We start from the raw sequence: 14685 nt of genomic DNA on the forward strand, positions 1-14685 counted from the left end.
GAATATATGTTTAATTTTATGAAACGTCAGCGGGAAAAAGAAACGCTGCCCGCCACGAATTACGATGATGAAGCCAATGAAATTGCAGCCGAAATTAACGCACTGGAACGGCGGTTGGCGGCAACGCCGGCGGACGGCGAAATCCATAAGGCATTAATGCTGGCCTATAATCGGGCAGTAAAGATTTATGCCAAAAGCCAGAACCATCGCCAACATATCGATGCCGTTTTTATCAAGATGGACGAGCTGCGCAATATTATCAGGAAAAATCTCTGAGGGATCATGATGACAATTAAACAACTGCTGATTGAGGCCGGCGCCATACAGGTCGGCGTCAAGGAAACGGACTGGAAAAAGGTCATTACGCTGGCGGCTCAGCCCCTGGTGGATAACGGCTATATTCACGCTTCTTATTATCAGGCGGTGATCAGCAATACGCTGGCCCATGGCGCTTATTACGTGTTTGACGAAGGCATCGCCATACCCCACGCGCGGCCGGAGTGCGGGGTCATTAAAAACTGCTTCAGCATGGTGTTGCTGGAGGAGCCTATCGCCTTTCGCGACAGCGAAAAGGCCGATATCGTTATCCTGTTCGGCGCGACCGACAGTAACCGGCATATCGAAGACGGCATTCGCGCCATTGTCGATTTGCTGGACAATAAAGAGCGGCTCGACAAGCTCCGCGCCGCGAAAATATGGCAAGAAGTGGTGGAAATATTATGACTCTGACGAGCGGAAAAACCGTCATTCTGGTCAATGGCATTCCTGCCTCGGGCAAAAGCACCGTCGCGCAGGCCTTGGCGCACCATTTCGGCCTGCCGTATCTGACCCTCGACGGCATCAAGGAGCCGTTTATGTCGCGGTTGGACAACGTGGATCGGGCACTGAATCGGCGGCTTGGCTGCGCCGCTTATGACGCCATTTGGTCAATCGTGGCGCAGGCACCGGAATGCTGTACTTACGTTATCGACGCCTGGTTCGGCTTTCAGCCCAGGGAGCCGTTGCGCCATTACCTGCGAGAAGCCGGGGTGGTGCAGCCCCTCGAAGTGTGGAACCAGATTTCCGGCGAGTTGGCGGCCGAACGCTATGGTTCGCGCATCGGCCAACGGTCCAAAGGCCACCCCGGCGCAGAGTATTTGCCTGAATTGCGGGCGCTGGCCGAACGCGCCACCCCGATGGCCATCGGCCCGGTGTTCCGGGTTGAACAGGCCCAGCCGGTGGAGATAGGCAGGATTGTCGATTGGCTGGCGGAGTACGGCATCGGTGACGATAACATCGGCAAGCGGATGGCAGGTTGATGTTTTCCGCGACTGCCGGTCAGAGCAAACGCGGGAGCCTCTCGCCCGCCATTAGCCAAAAATGCGACGCCGCCCGCAATTAATGTGATTTTCATCACTTTTTTATGCAACGTAATGGCAATTTTCATTCTTTTGTTTTTATACTGATATGCACTTTACCTACAACAAAATACGAGTGCAGATCATGATTGACTCCCGCCTACCGCTTACCGACATTCACCGTCACCTCGACGGCAACATCCGTGCGCAAACCATTCTCGATCTGGGCCGTCAGTTCAATCTGGCCCTGCCCGCTGACGAGCTGGAAGCGCTGCGCCCGCATGTGCAAATCACCCATGCCGAACCGGATCTGATCAGCTTTCTGCAAAAGCTGGACTGGGGCGTGGCGGTGCTGGGCGACCTGGATGCCTGCCGCCGGGTAGCCTACGAAAACGTAGAGGACGCGGCCAATGCCGGCCTGCACTACGCCGAGCTGCGCTTCTCGCCGTATTACATGGCGATGAAACACCAACTGCCGGTGGCTGGGGTAGTCGAAGCGGTGATTGACGGCATTCGTTCCGGCGTTCGCGATCGGGGCATCGATGTCCGCCTGATCGGCATCATGAGCCGTACCTTTGGCGAAGCGGCCTGTTTGCAAGAGCTGGAAGGCCTGCTGGCGCACCGTGACGGCATTACTGCGCTGGATCTGGCCGGTGACGAGCTGGGCTTCCCGGGCAGCCTGTTCCTCAGCCACTTCAACCGCGCCCGCGACGCCGGCTTGCGCATTACCGTGCACGCGGGCGAAGCCGCAGGCCCGGAAAGCATTTGGCAGGCGATCCGCGAGCTGGGTGCCGAACGTATCGGCCACGGGGTGAAAGCGATTGAAGATCCGGCGCTGATGGACTTCCTGGCTGAACACGGCATCGGCATCGAATCCTGCCTGACCTCCAATATTCAGACCAGCACCGTCTCTTCTCTGGCCCAGCATCCACTGGCGAAATTCCTGCGCCACGGCGTACTGGCATCGATCAACACCGATGATCCGGCGGTTCAGGGCATCGAGATCGAACACGAATATCGGGTATCGGCGCCACAAGCCGGGCTGACGCCGGCTGAAATCCGCACCGCACAGGAAAACGGCCTGAAAATGGCGTTCCTCAGCGAGCAGGAAAAGCAGGCTCTGCGCGATAAAGTGCAGGGCTGATGAAGCAAGGGGCGCGTATAACGCGCCCCGGTTTATTTCACCGCCAGCGCCTCCCGCTGTTTGGCGGTTTTGCGCGCATAGCGCTGCGCCAGTACGGCGCACACCATCAATTGCACCTGATGGAAAATCATCAGCGGCAGCACCATGGCCCCCACCGCAGCGGCCGGAAACAGCACGTTGGCCATCGGAATGCCGTTCGCCAGGCTCTTTTTCGAGCCGCAGAACACAATAGTGATCTCATCGGCGGTATCGAACCCCAGCCAGCGCGCCGTGTAAGTGTTGATAATCAGCACCACCGTCAGCAGCACCAGCGACATCACCAGAATGGTCAGCAACGACCAGCCATCAATGCGGTGCCAGATGCCTTCCACCACCGCAGCGCTGAACGCGGTATACACCACCAGCAATATCGATGAACGGTCAGTGATGTTGATCAGTTTACGGTGGCGATCGACCCATTTGCCAATCAACGGCCGCGCCAAATGCCCCACCACAAACGGCACCATCAGTTGCAGAATTATCGAACCAATGGCGTGCACTACGTCGGTGTTCCCGCCCTGAGTATGCATCAAGGCCCCCACCAGCAGCGGCGACAGGAAAACACCGAGGATACTGGACGCCGAGGCGCTGCAAATCGCCGCGGCCACGTTACCGCCCGCCGCAGAAGTGAATGCGATGGCCGACTGAACCGTTGCCGGCAACGCGCACAGATAAAGGAAGCCCAGATAAACCGTCGGCGTCATCAGCCCCGGCACCATCCAATTCATCGCCAGCCCCAATAGCGGGAACAGCGCGAAAGTGCTGAGAAACACCACCAAATGCAGTTTCCAGTGGCTCATGCCGGCGATAATCGCCTCGCGCGACAGCTTGGCGCCATGCATAAAGAACAACAGCGCAATGGCGGCGGTAGTCAGGCGTTCGAAGAAGGTTTTCCATACCCCTTCGCAGGGGAAGATCGAGGCGACGATCACCACAAAAATCAGGACCAACAAAAACTTATCAATGCGCAGACGCTGTAACCAGGACATGAATCGGGATCCCTCGAAGAGTAAAACGGGTTCGCCAAGCGAACCCGGAACCGTGGATGACAGAAACTACGGCGTTCAAACCACCGGCAACGCCTTTTGCTGTTTCGCAGACTCAATGCCCAGCTCGATCATTTCCATCACTTTGATGGCGTCGCCGGCCGGCACCGGGTTTTCGCCCTCGCCGTTAATCGCATCGCGAATTGCCGCGTAATAGGCCGGGTAGTTGCCGGGAATGCTCAGCAACGGCTTCTCCGCCAGTATGCCATCGCGTGACAATGTCACTACGCCGTCGCGCATATCGTAGCCCCAGTCAGCCTGCGGCAGGCGCTCACCGGCTTTCAGGCGATCTTCCTGCGGGTCCAACCCGAACTTGATAAAGCTGCCCTGGGTGCCGTGCACGATATAACGCGCGGTTTCCGCCGCCGCCAGCACCGTGCCATGCAGCACCACCCGGCGATTGCCGTAGTTCAACACAGCATGGAAATAATCCACCGATTGCGAGCCAGGGCGCAGTTCGCCCAGATCGACAAACAGCGTTTGCGGCTTGCCGAACAATTGCAGCGCCTGATCGATCAGGTGCGGCCCCAAATCGTACCAGATGCCGGTGCCGGCGCCGGCCTGCTCGCGCCAGCGCTGACGCACTTCCGGCCGGAAGCGATCGAAATGCGACTCAAAGTAAACCACTTCGCCGAGCGCGCCGTCTTTCAGCAGCGCCTTGAGCGTGAGGAAATCGCTGTCCCAGCGGCGGTTGTGGAACACCGACAGCAGTGTGCCGCTCTGTTCCGCCTGCTGTTTCAGCTCTTGCGCTTGTGACAATGTCACGGTAAAGGGTTTATCTACCACCACATGCTTGCCGGCGGCCATCGCCTGCTGCGCCAGCGGGAAGTGGGTATCGTTGGGTGTGGGAATGACGATCAGATCGATAGACGGGTCGTTGAACAACGCCTGCGGATCGCTCACTACCGTCATCGCAGGCCAGTCGGCGTGCACTTTGCCGGCATCGCTGCTGGACACGGCGGCCAGTTCTACGCCAGGGGTGCCGACAATCAGCGGCGCATGAAAGGTTTTGCTGGCATAGCCGTAACCTACCAGCCCAACCCGAATTTTTTCTGCCATGATATTTCCTCTTGCTGGCTCGCTATAGACCGATCAGATTTGACACCATGACGCAGGCGGGAACAAGAAGTAAATGTGATGTTAACTGCAGCGACGCACAATAACCCCACTCTGCAATCAACATGACCGAGGCGCTTCATTACAGTCAGGGACACAGGGTTTAGCATCATTGGGCTAGCCGACCCTTTTGTTTCTGTAGCCAAAAACATCCAGCGCCTGGCTTTAACATAAAATATTTTTCACCATGGCAAAACTCCCACGTCATTGAATTAACGTCAAGTTCAACCATAAGTTAAAAATATGTCACTAGCGGATACTTCCTCATGGAAATAGTCATCATCATGATTAATTTATTTTTATTAAAAACCATCATTAAATAAATTTGACAATAAAAGAAATGCGTCTTTAATTAAACTTCAATTGTTCAAAAAACACCCAATCCTCAATCGAATTTATTTCGGGGGTCACTCGTGGAAGAAATGCTGATCCTCGTTGATGACAAAGATAATCCTATCCGTTCGGAGGGAAAACTCTCTGTTCATCAGCAAGGGCTATTACATCGTGCATTTTCGATCTTTATATTTGATAACAAAGGAAGATGGCTGCTGCAACAAAGAGCGTTCAGCAAATATCATTCGGCCGGATTGTGGACCAACAGTTGCTGTGGCCATCCGCGCTGGGGTGAGGATACCGATGCTGCCGCCCAGCGGCGTTTACAGGAAGAAATGGGGTTTTTCACCCCATTGAAAAAGGTCTCCAGCTTTACCTATCATGCTGAAGTACCTGGAAATTTGACTGAACACGAGTTCGACCATATTTATGTTGGGTTGTTTGAAGGCGAGCCTGATATTAATCCTGACGAAGTGGAAAATTCGCGATGGATTGATGTTATCCCGTTATTGCATGAGGTTGAATTGCATCCGGAAAAATTCACCACCTGGTTCAGGTTAATAATAAAAAGTTTTGATGCCAATGAAATAACACGATGGGAAAAGCTTGCATCCCGTTAATGCTATCCACATTAAATGACTGGTGAATGGCTATGGATACCTTATTGGAATTAATTAATTTTCCGATTGATTTGCGGAAATTAACCCGTGAGCAATTAGCACAGGCTGCACATGAACTCCGGGCATTTTTATTATCCAGCATTGCAAAAAGCGGTGGTCATTTAGCCTCTAATCTCGGCGTGGTGGAATTAACCCTGGCGCTGCATTATGTCTTTGATACGCCAAACGATCGCATTGTCTGGGACGTCGGTCATCAATGTTATCCGCACAAAGCGATTACCGGCAGACGCGGACAGATGAGCAACCTGCGCCAAAAGGGCGGCATTTCCGGCTTTCCAAGACGGGATGAATCCCCCTATGACAGCTTCGGCACCGCCCATTCCAGCACGTCAATCTCCGCCGCGTTGGGGATGGCGCACGCCGCCAGGCTGCAGCGGCAGGCCCGGCGTTGCATCGCGGTCATTGGTGACGGAGCGCTCAGTGCCGGTCTGGCCTTTGAGGCGATGAACAACGCCACGCTCGATCCGGACCTGCCCTTACTGGTGATCCTCAACGATAACGATATGTCGATCTCGCCATCGGTCGGCGCGCTGAAACAGCATCTCGTCGCTCTGCAAGGCGGCGAATCGGCGTCACTGTTCAGCACCTTGGGCTTTGACTACTCGGGGCCGGTTGACGGCCACGATCTGGCGACGCTGATCCCGGCTCTGGAGCGAGTGCGCGATCGACACGGGGTGCAGTTGCTGCATGTCATCACCCGTAAGGGCCAAGGCTTTTCGCACGCCGAGGCCGATCCCGTGAACTACCATGCGCCGGCCAAATTTTGTCCGCACGCCGGAATATTGCCCACCCCCGCCGGTAAGCTGAGCTATACGCGGGTATTCAGCGACTGGTTGTGCGACGAGGCAGAGCGCGACGTGCGCGTGGTCGGCATTACCCCGGCGATGCGTGAAGGTTCCGGCCTGGTGGCCTTTCAGCAGCGCTTTCCCGATCGCTATTTCGACGTCGGCATCGCCGAACAGCATGCGGTGACCTTTGCCGGCGGCCTGGCCGCCGAAGGCATGCGGCCGGTAGTGGCGATTTACTCCACCTTCCTGCAGCGCGGTTATGACCAACTTATCCACGACGTCGCCATCCAGAAACTGCCGGTAACCTTCGCCATCGATCGCGCCGGCGTGGTAGGAGCCGATGGCGCGACCCATATGGGCATGTTCGATCTGGCTTATCTGCGTTGCATTCCCAATCTGCTGCTGATGTGCCCGGCGGATGAAAATGAGTGCCGGCAAATGCTGCATACCGCGCTGAATCATCATGGCCCGGCGGCGGTGCGTTATCCGCGCGGCAGTGGCCCCGGCGTGCTGCCGCAGCGCGAGATGGCGACCTTGCCGTTGGGAAAGGCGCAGGTTCGCCGCATTGGACGACGGATCGCCATTCTGGCCTTCGGCTCGATGGTCACGCCGGCGCTGGAAGCCGGCGTCCGACTGGATGCGACCGTGGTCAATATGCGCTTCGTCAAGCCGCTCGACGTTGGGCTGCTGCAGCGCCTGGCGCGTACCCATGAGACCCTGGTTACGGTAGAAGAAGGCTGCATCGCCGGCGGCGCGGGGAGCGCCTGCCTGGAATGCCTGTCCGCCGCCGGGATCGCGGTAAACAACTTGTTGCTGGGCTTTCCGGATAATTTTGTCGAGCACGGCGAGCCGGCTGAGCTGCTGGCGACCTGCGGTCTGGACGCCGACGGCATCGAAAACGCCATTGTCAGCTTTGTTACACCGCCGGTGGCGAAGTTTGTTGCCGACGTGGGGAGTTTTACCGATGAAAGTGAAGCTTTTTTACACGAAAACACGCGCGTTTATCGAGGAGAGCGACCATGAGCAATCTGTCCGAAGTAAAGTCACCCGATCCGGTATATTTACAAAATCTGCCGTATCAGGTGATCCGAGATAGCCAGACCGACAGCTATGAGGAGAAGGTGGTACAGACCTACTGCGAAGAACCGGACCATTGGCGCAAGGCCATCGGCGATACGCTGCTGTTTCAATTTGGGGTGTATGAGGATACGGCTCCTGCCCTGACGCCGACATCGAAACTGAAACCCACCGCTGGGCTGGATGAGTCCAGTGTCCGTTATTTCGAGCAGCAGCTGTTTCTGGCCGGGGTAACCGGCAGCGATCGGCCGGCGATGCGCCGTATCCTGGATATCGGCTGCGGCTGGGGTTACATCCTCAAGCATCTGGCGGAACGTTATCCGGAATGCCAGCGGCTGGACGGCGTTAACGTCAGCGCGCAGCAGCTCAACTACTGCGCCCGCTCCCATGCCGAGCAAGGGTTGAGCGGCCGCATCAATCTGTTTTTGTGCAACGCGCAGGACATCGGACTGTTGCCGGACCCTGATGATCTTTATGACCTGGTGATCATCCGCGGCGTCATCTCTCATTTCCCCAACGAGCTGTACGAGAAAGCCATGCGCGCGTTATTCGCCCGGGTACGGCCCGGTGGCAAGGTGATCATCTCCGACAACCTGTACAACGTCGAACCGGAGCGCTACCAGTCCGATACGCCGGATATTGTTGATCGCCTGGCCTGCCGCCATCAAAAAACGCCGGCTTACTTTGGCCAGGTGCTGGAAGACAGCGGGTTCACCATAAAGGATTTTCGCGTATTGCCGTCAAACGTTGACGTAGCGCACTGGTTGATGGACTCCAAAGCCAATATCGAGCGTCATTTCCCCTCGGGGGTTGAGGGCGCGCTGGAGGAGCTGAGGGTGCTGGCGGAAAACTGGTCGGTGGCGCTGCTGAAGAACAAGGTTTCGACTTACAGCGTGATTGCACAAAAACCGGTTAAATAAACAGGGCTCAGGACGGTGGATTATCCAGCCGTCGAAATAAATAGCGACAACCCCACAGAGTCAGTTCAGCACAGGAGCTCACGATGGATGCATTCTCGACGGCGGAACGGGACAGCGTAGTACCCATTACTCTGGTGACCGCCTCGGAACATAAACGCAGCGCCACAGGGATTGGCCAACAGCCGTTACCTTATCCCAACGGTTGGTTTGCGGTCGGTTTCAGCCACCAACTGTTACCCGAGCAGGTGCAGCGGGTGCCTTTTATGGGGCAGGAGTTGGTGCTATACCGCACAGCATCCGGTGCTGCACGGGCGATCGATCCTTACTGCCCACACCTTGGTGCCCATCTGGGCTATGGCGGTAAAGTGACAGGGGAAGAACTGGTTTGCCCATTCCACGGTTTAGCCTTTAATCCAGACGGACTCTGTGTGCGGTCGGCGGGCGGCCAAAAACCACCGACGGCAGCATTGACGCAGCGTTATATCGCCGAGATCGACGGTGTCATTTTTGTCTGGCGTCATCAGGATGATTTACCGCCCTCTTGGCAACTGCCAGCGCTGGATCTTGTGGGGTTCTCACAGGGCCGTTATGAAAAATTTCTGTTGCAGGGATTGTGCCAGGACATGACGGAGAATAGCGCCGATCCGCTACATTTCGCCTATCTGCATGGTTTGCAGGAGGTCGTTACCCGGCATCAGGAAGATCGGCATCAAATGACTTACACCATGCAGGCCAAGGTGTTCGGCCAAGTGGTAAATATGAAAATGCGGTGCTTTGGCCTCGGCTACGCTGTGGGTGAGGCCGAGTTCACCCGTTTGGGGCTGACTGCCCGCACCCAGGCATTGGGCACGCAGATCGCCCCGCTGAGTTGGGAGTTCCGCATGATCGATACCATTCGCGTTGAGCGGGTTACACGTTTGCCGCGCCGGTTGCAGCGCTTTGTCTATGCGGTCTTGTTGCTCTACATCCACCACTGGTTTGTTAAAACGGTTAAGGAGGACTTTGACGTCTGGCGTAACAGGCGCTTTATCGAACAGCCCAGATTAATGGCGGGCGAAGGCAATATGGCGGTATATCGCCGCTGGAGCACGCAATTCTATCCGAGAGGAGACACTGAATGACGATTAAACTGCCGGCACTCCCCCAGCCGTTCATCTTTGCTATTCATCCCCATTTTGCATCCGGCAACGCCACACCTTATTTGGATCAGGACTGCTATGACAGTGATCCGTTCGAACAAGCCACCCGAGCCTACGCGGATCGCTTTGAACTGTATCAGGATGATGACCAGCGCCAGCGGTTGGCCAACATTCACTGTAGCTGGCTGGGATCGATGATGTATCCCGTTGGCAGTGATGAACTGCTGCAGGTTGGGGTGGATTTTTGCATGTGGGCTTTTGCCTACGACGATGAATATTGCGATGAGGGCCCGATTTCCCGCAATCCGGAAAAATTTATTCAGGCTTCGGCGGAAATCTGGCGGCAGTTTGAGTCACCGGAATACCCGCTTTCGCAGGATCGTTATGCTCTTGCTGCACGTGACCTGCGAGTCCGGCTGGATAAATACGCCAAACCGGAGCAAACCGCCCGTTTTGTCGAATCGATACGCATCTACATGATGTCTGAGATGTGGAAGGCCATCAATCCGGCCCCTTCGCTGAATGACTATATTTCCATGCGTGTAACCGGTGGCGGTGCCTGGTCGTTCCCGACGTTGGGGCATGTGATCGCCAATGTTGATGTGTCGCAGCGGGAATTTGAGGATCGCCGCGTGCGAGCGTTGTTTGAAATGTTGTCACACCTGATGGCCTGGGAAACGGAGCCTCATGCCTATCTGAAAGAAATGGTGCGCGGCTCGAATTATAAAGAACACAATCTTATCCGCGTGTTGATTCGCGAACGACAATACAGCTTTGAGCAGGGTATTGAGGAATATCTTGAAATGCGGCTGCGGTTGCTGGGGCTATTTATGCGTTTGCGTACCGAAGTCGAAAAAACGGCCTCTGCCGGGTTGAAAGCCTATCTGGAATCGGTGGTTCGTTACTATGTCGGCGCGACCGTCTGGTCGCAAAACACTCGCCGTTATAAATCGATGAGCGGCCATAGCGATGAAGGGGCTTTCGAAGGTGGTCAACTGACACAACCGCAGCCAGCTGAAACCTTCAATAACACCCGCATTATCGATATAGACGCGCTGAAATGGTGGTGGGAGTACGATCCGGCTCGCGGGCAACAGCGTTAACCTTTGAATTTGGCACATGGCTAAACTGGCGACGTAGTTCCCCGAGAACTTATAGCATCGCCATCGAGAAAATCACGGATTCCAACCCGCTGCTGAAATAGTCGTATACGCGGTAACCGGGTTCCCTCTCCCCTGGCAGCCCGGTTACCGCGCATGTCCTCAACGCAGTTAACCGGTCACAGCCGCGTAAGGCGTTTGGCGCTCGCTTTTCGCCGGGTAGTTAATCTCCAGGCTGCGGCGGCGGAAATCGCTTGGGCTGACCCCCACCCGCTTGCGAAATACGCGGGAAAAATAGAGCTGATCGTCATAGCCCACCACCCGGCCGATGGTGGCGATCGACTCTTGAGTAGTCTGTAACAGCAGCTTGGCACGGATCACCCTCTGATCCTCGCGCCAGCGCAGGATATTGATGCCCACCTGCTCGCGGAACAGGTGCGCCAGCCGCGACGGCGACAGGCAGACATGGCGAGCCACCTCGTCAATGCGCAACTCGCCCGCCAGGTTGCCGGTGATGAACTGACAGGCTTCGATGACTCGCGGATCCATGATTTTTTGCGGGCTGAGCGGATCTTCTTCCATCGCGCGCAGTAACAGGCGTTCCAGCAGGTTCATGCCCAGCTCTTCCGCAAAACGGCGGCCGGAACGCTGGGTCTGTTCGATATTGGCGAACAACCGATCGAATTCCAGCAGCAGGTTATTGTTTGGCAGCGTCAGGCGCCCTACCTCATGGGTTTTGCTGTGCCATTCCAGCCAATCGGCCCAATAGGCGCGCGGGCGGAAATAAACCCAGCGGTGATACCAACAGTCGCTGTCTGGTGAACGGCCGTAGTAATGGGATGCCTTGGGAGGAAACAGCAGCAGATCGCCGGGGTTGCAGTAAAAGGTGTCCTCGCCGTCGAACACTTTTCCCTGGCCCTTGATGGTCAGGTTGAGAATATAGCCCTTCATGCCGCCGGGGCGGTCGATAAAGAAATCCAACGGGCCGTCCGCCATGATCGGCGTCAGCCCGGCCACCAGATAGGCATTGAAGGTGTAACCCGGTAACAGCGGGTTCGGTTGCGGTTCCTGTGCCATGCGATGATACATCGGTCCTCCTCAAACGGCTTGTATTGTGAGGTTGATGACAAAGTTGTCTTTGAGTCCGAGATACCCGGGCCTAGCGCACCGAGGGGCCATTATGGGACACATCCCTGTGTCCCACCCTGCGGGCCGACATGAAGTCGTTCCAATTTGCTCCCGGCAAATTGGTCGACGGCCAAGGCCGTTACGACCCCTTCGGCACGCTATCCCTAATAACGGGCTTTGTCAGCAGTCTGGTATACGTAGTGTATCGGCCCGGCAGATTACTGCCTGAGCCGATGGCAGAACTGTGAGCAGGGTTAACGATTTTCTACGCCGTGCGTTTGGCTTGCTGTTTGTAGCGGTCGAAAATTACCGCCGCCAGCAGGATCACGCCGCGCACCACATATTGCGAGAACGGCGAGATATTCAGCAAATTCATCGCGTTCTCTACCGTGCCGAGGATCAGGATGCCGGCGATAACGTAGGAAATTTTGCCGATACCCCCCTTCAGCGACACCCCGCCCAGCACGCAGGCCGAGATCACGATCAGCTCATAGCCGATCGAGGTCATCGGCTGGCCGCTGGTCATGCGCGAAGCCAGAATGATGCCGGCGGCGGCCGACACCAGCCCGGACAGCACAAAGATGATGATTTTCGTGCGTACCACCGGCACCCCGGCCAGCCGCGCCGCCTCTTCGTTGCCGCCGATCGCCAGCGTATTGCGGCCAAAGGTGGTTTTGTTGAGCAGGAAACCGAACAGGATCAGGCAGGCGACGGTGATCCAGATCGGCGCAGGCAACCCCAGCCAGTTGGCGTAACCCAGGGTGAAGAAGCGCTCGTCTTCAATGCCCACCGCTTTGCCGTCGGAAATGATGTAGGCCAGCCCGCGCAAGATCTGCATGGTGGCCAGCGTGGTGATCAGGGCGTTGATTTTCAGCCGGGCGATGACAAAACCGTTAATCAACCCCGACGCCACGCCCAACAGCAGGCCGGCGCCTACGCCGATCCACAGGCTTTCGGTCAGGTTGATCACCACCGCCGTGGTAACCCCGGCACAGGCGATAACCGAAGCGACGGACAGATCGAAGTCGCCGGAGGCCAGGCAAAACAGCATGCCGCAGGCCACCATGCCGGACATGGATATCGCCAGCCCCAGCCCTTTCATGTTGATGAAAGAGCCGAAGTTAGGCACAAACACTACGCAGGCGATAAACAGCACCGCGAACACCACCAGCATGCCGTAGCTGTCCCAGATACGCGCCAGCCCCCGGCCGCTGCGGTTTTTCACAGAATGGGTCGTTATGGTCGACATCTCTTTCTCCTTCACAATCAAGCCACCGCCGCAGCGGCATCAGGGGCAATATCGGGGGTGCGCAGCATCGCCAGGCTGAGGGCTTTTTCCTCGCTGGCATCGTCATGCAATAATTCGCCGGAAATGGCGCCTTCGCGCATCACGATGATGCGGTCCGCCAGCCCCAGCACTTCGGGCAAATCGCTGGAAGCGAACAGCACCGCGATGCCCTGCTGCGCCAGTTGGTAAATCACATGGTAAATTTCATGCTTGGCGCCGACGTCGATACCGCGCGTCGGCTCATCCAGCAGGATCACTTTCATTTCTTCCGACAGCCAGCGGCCCAGAATCGCCTTCTGCTGGTTACCGCCGGATAAATTCATAATCAGCTGACCGGCACTTGGGGTTTTGATATTCAGCGCACGGATGTGGTGGTCGGCGTTGCTGATTTCCCAGCCGTTATTGATCAGGCAGCCTGCGCGGATGCTTTTACGCCGCGCGCTGATGTTGATGTTGTCTCGCACCGAATGCACCGGAATGATGCCGTCCGCCTTGCGGTCCTCCGGGCACAGCATGATGCCGGCGCGGATAGCGTCTATCGGCGAACGGATGTCCAGCCGCTGGCCATCCAGCGTCAGTTGCCCGCGGCTGACCCGCGTGGCGCCGAAAATGCCCTTCATCAGTTCGCTGCGTCCGGCGCCCACCAGGCCGAACAGCCCGACGATCTCCCCGGCGCGCACGCTCAGATCGATAGGGGTTTTGACGCCAGGCGCCTGCAATCCCTGCAGCGACAATCTCACCGGCCCCAGCTCACGCGGCTGATAACCGTAGACGTCACCGAGATCGCGGCCCACCATCGCCTGCACCAGCTGCGCGTTGTTGACCTGGCTCATGTCGTCAAAGGTGCGCACATAGCGGCCGTCTTTGAATACCGTGATGGCATCGCTGAGGGCAAAGATCTCTTCCATGCGGTGCGAAACGTAGAGGATCACCCGCCCTTCGGCGCGCAGTTCGCGGATCACCCGGAACAATTGCTCAATCTCTCTGGCGGACAGCGAACTGGTCGGCTCGTCAAACGCGATCACCTTGGCGTTGCGCGCCAGCGCCTTGGCGATTTCCACCATCTGCCACTGGCCGATCGACAGGTATTTCAGCGGCGTATCCGGGTCGATATCCAACCCGAGATGCTCCAGTTGCAAGCGGGATTCGTAACGCAACAGCTTGCGATCCACCAGCCCGAGTTTGGTCGGCAACTGGCCGAGATAAATATTCTCCGCCACCGTCATTTCCGGCACCAGATGCAGCTCCTGGTAGATAATCGCTACCCCGGCGTTCAGGGCGTCGGTGGTATTGGCGAACTGTACCGGCTGGCCTTTCAGTTGAATTTCGCCCTGGGTCGGCGCGTAGTTGCCGCTGAGGATTTTCAGCAGCGTGGATTTCCCGGCGCCGTTTTCTCCCATCAACGCGTGGATCTGCCCGGCCTGGCAGCTGAAACTGATATCGTCCAGCGCCTTCACGCCCGGGAAGGTTTTACCGATGCCTTTAAACGTCAGATACGGCAATGCGGCGGTCATAATGCGATCCTCCTGCGGTCAAAAATGCCGCCCGGC

Annotated in this window: 14 protein-coding genes; 9 read left to right on the plus strand and 5 right to left on the minus strand. The window is 56.8% G+C overall.

Annotation, left to right across the window (positions count from 1 at the left end; genetic code table 11):
- The first annotated feature begins 6 nt into the window (after nucleotides 1-6).
- The 4 genes from ACUTSW_RS04610 (at nucleotide 7) to add (ending at nucleotide 2481) form a co-directional block, all read left to right on the plus strand.
- Complete coding sequence (locus ACUTSW_RS04610; RefSeq protein WP_063198571.1) at nucleotides 7-276, plus strand: hypothetical protein; 270 nt, start codon at nucleotides 7-9, stop codon at nucleotides 274-276.
- Nucleotides 277-285: 9 nt separating this feature from the next.
- Nucleotides 286-723: a PTS sugar transporter subunit IIA gene (locus tag ACUTSW_RS04615; RefSeq protein ID WP_063198603.1), complete on the plus strand. Its 438-nt coding sequence runs from the start codon at nucleotides 286-288 to the stop codon at nucleotides 721-723.
- Nucleotides 720-1298, plus strand: coding sequence for an AAA family ATPase (locus tag ACUTSW_RS04620; RefSeq protein WP_445583813.1), 579 nt, complete (start codon nucleotides 720-722; stop codon nucleotides 1296-1298). The genes ACUTSW_RS04615 and ACUTSW_RS04620 overlap by 4 nt, the downstream gene beginning before the upstream one ends.
- Before the next feature lie 184 nt (nucleotides 1299-1482).
- The gene (add, locus tag ACUTSW_RS04625; RefSeq protein ID WP_445583814.1) at nucleotides 1483-2481 is read left to right on the plus strand and encodes an adenosine deaminase; all 999 of its coding nucleotides are present in this window, start codon (nucleotides 1483-1485) and stop codon (nucleotides 2479-2481) included.
- Nucleotides 2482-2513: 32 nt separating this feature from the next.
- Here the strand turns inward: add and ACUTSW_RS04630 are convergent, their stop codons facing one another.
- Both ACUTSW_RS04630 and ACUTSW_RS04635 read right to left on the minus strand, forming a co-directional pair.
- Entirely contained in the window at nucleotides 2514-3509 is a 996-nt protein-coding gene (locus tag ACUTSW_RS04630; protein ID WP_004943926.1) for a bile acid:sodium symporter family protein, read from the minus strand.
- A 75-nt stretch (nucleotides 3510-3584) separates the two neighbouring features.
- Nucleotides 3585-4625: an oxidoreductase gene (locus ACUTSW_RS04635; protein WP_445583815.1), complete on the minus strand. Its 1041-nt coding sequence runs from the start codon at nucleotides 4623-4625 to the stop codon at nucleotides 3585-3587.
- Between the two features lie 470 nt (nucleotides 4626-5095).
- Between ACUTSW_RS04635 and sodA the strand changes: the two genes are divergently transcribed.
- The 5 genes from sodA (at nucleotide 5096) to ACUTSW_RS04660 (ending at nucleotide 10722) form a co-directional block, all read left to right on the plus strand.
- Nucleotides 5096-5635, plus strand: coding sequence for a sodorifen biosynthesis isopentenyl-diphosphate Delta-isomerase SodA (gene sodA / locus ACUTSW_RS04640; RefSeq protein ID WP_445583816.1), 540 nt, complete (start codon nucleotides 5096-5098; stop codon nucleotides 5633-5635).
- Nucleotides 5636-5661: 26 nt separating this feature from the next.
- Entirely contained in the window at nucleotides 5662-7506 is a 1845-nt protein-coding gene (sodB, locus tag ACUTSW_RS04645) for a sodorifen biosynthesis 1-deoxy-D-xylulose-5-phosphate synthase SodB (protein WP_445583817.1), read from the plus strand.
- Complete coding sequence (gene sodC, locus ACUTSW_RS04650) at nucleotides 7503-8480, plus strand: sodorifen biosynthesis class I SAM-dependent methyltransferase SodC (RefSeq protein WP_445583818.1); 978 nt, start codon at nucleotides 7503-7505, stop codon at nucleotides 8478-8480. Before sodB ends, sodC begins: the two co-directional genes overlap by 4 nt.
- Nucleotides 8481-8563: 83 nt before the next feature.
- Nucleotides 8564-9601 (plus strand): Rieske 2Fe-2S domain-containing protein, encoded by a 1038-nt coding sequence (locus ACUTSW_RS04655; RefSeq protein ID WP_445583819.1) that lies wholly within the window; start codon nucleotides 8564-8566, stop codon nucleotides 9599-9601.
- Entirely contained in the window at nucleotides 9598-10722 is a 1125-nt protein-coding gene (locus ACUTSW_RS04660) for a terpene synthase family protein (RefSeq protein ID WP_445583820.1), read from the plus strand. The genes ACUTSW_RS04655 and ACUTSW_RS04660 overlap by 4 nt, the downstream gene beginning before the upstream one ends.
- A 168-nt stretch (nucleotides 10723-10890) precedes the next feature.
- On the opposite strand, the gene araC is transcribed toward ACUTSW_RS04660, so the two are convergent.
- From araC to araG, 3 genes are all read right to left on the minus strand, one after another.
- A complete protein-coding gene (araC, locus tag ACUTSW_RS04665; RefSeq protein ID WP_013812728.1) occupies nucleotides 10891-11808 on the minus strand; it encodes an arabinose operon transcriptional regulator AraC in 918 nt (305 codons plus the stop codon).
- A gap of 304 nt (nucleotides 11809-12112) precedes the next feature.
- Nucleotides 12113-13096 (minus strand): L-arabinose ABC transporter permease AraH, encoded by a 984-nt coding sequence (gene araH / locus ACUTSW_RS04670; RefSeq protein ID WP_062870690.1) that lies wholly within the window; start codon nucleotides 13094-13096, stop codon nucleotides 12113-12115.
- A 17-nt stretch (nucleotides 13097-13113) separates the two neighbouring features.
- Entirely contained in the window at nucleotides 13114-14649 is a 1536-nt protein-coding gene (gene araG / locus ACUTSW_RS04675; protein ID WP_445583821.1) for an L-arabinose ABC transporter ATP-binding protein AraG, read from the minus strand.
- Nucleotides 14650-14685: the final 36 nt, after the last annotated feature.

Source organism: Serratia sp. TSA_198.1 (assembly GCF_052686505.1).

Excerpts from the sequence above, each read along its gene's own strand:
- ACUTSW_RS04610 (WP_063198571.1), top strand. The coding sequence starts at position 7 with ATGTTTAATTTTATGAAACGTCAGCGGGAAAAAGAAACGCTGCCCGCC.
- ACUTSW_RS04615 (WP_063198603.1), top strand. The coding sequence starts at position 286 with ATGACAATTAAACAACTGCTGATTGAGGCCGGCGCCATACAGGTCGGC.
- ACUTSW_RS04620 (WP_445583813.1), top strand. The coding sequence starts at position 720 with ATGACTCTGACGAGCGGAAAAACCGTCATTCTGGTCAATGGCATTCCT.
- add (WP_445583814.1), top strand. The coding sequence starts at position 1,483 with ATGATTGACTCCCGCCTACCGCTTACCGACATTCACCGTCACCTCGAC.
- ACUTSW_RS04630 (WP_004943926.1), bottom strand. The coding sequence starts at position 3,509 with ATGTCCTGGTTACAGCGTCTGCGCATTGATAAGTTTTTGTTGGTCCTG.
- ACUTSW_RS04635 (WP_445583815.1), bottom strand. The coding sequence starts at position 4,625 with ATGGCAGAAAAAATTCGGGTTGGGCTGGTAGGTTACGGCTATGCCAGC.
- sodB (WP_445583817.1), top strand. The coding sequence starts at position 5,662 with ATGGCTATGGATACCTTATTGGAATTAATTAATTTTCCGATTGATTTG.
- sodC (WP_445583818.1), top strand. The coding sequence starts at position 7,503 with ATGAGCAATCTGTCCGAAGTAAAGTCACCCGATCCGGTATATTTACAA.
- ACUTSW_RS04655 (WP_445583819.1), top strand. The coding sequence starts at position 8,564 with ATGGATGCATTCTCGACGGCGGAACGGGACAGCGTAGTACCCATTACT.
- ACUTSW_RS04660 (WP_445583820.1), top strand. The coding sequence starts at position 9,598 with ATGACGATTAAACTGCCGGCACTCCCCCAGCCGTTCATCTTTGCTATT.
- araC (WP_013812728.1), bottom strand. The coding sequence starts at position 11,808 with ATGTATCATCGCATGGCACAGGAACCGCAACCGAACCCGCTGTTACCG.
- araH (WP_062870690.1), bottom strand. The coding sequence starts at position 13,096 with ATGTCGACCATAACGACCCATTCTGTGAAAAACCGCAGCGGCCGGGGG.
- araG (WP_445583821.1), bottom strand. The coding sequence starts at position 14,649 with ATGACCGCCGCATTGCCGTATCTGACGTTTAAAGGCATCGGTAAAACC.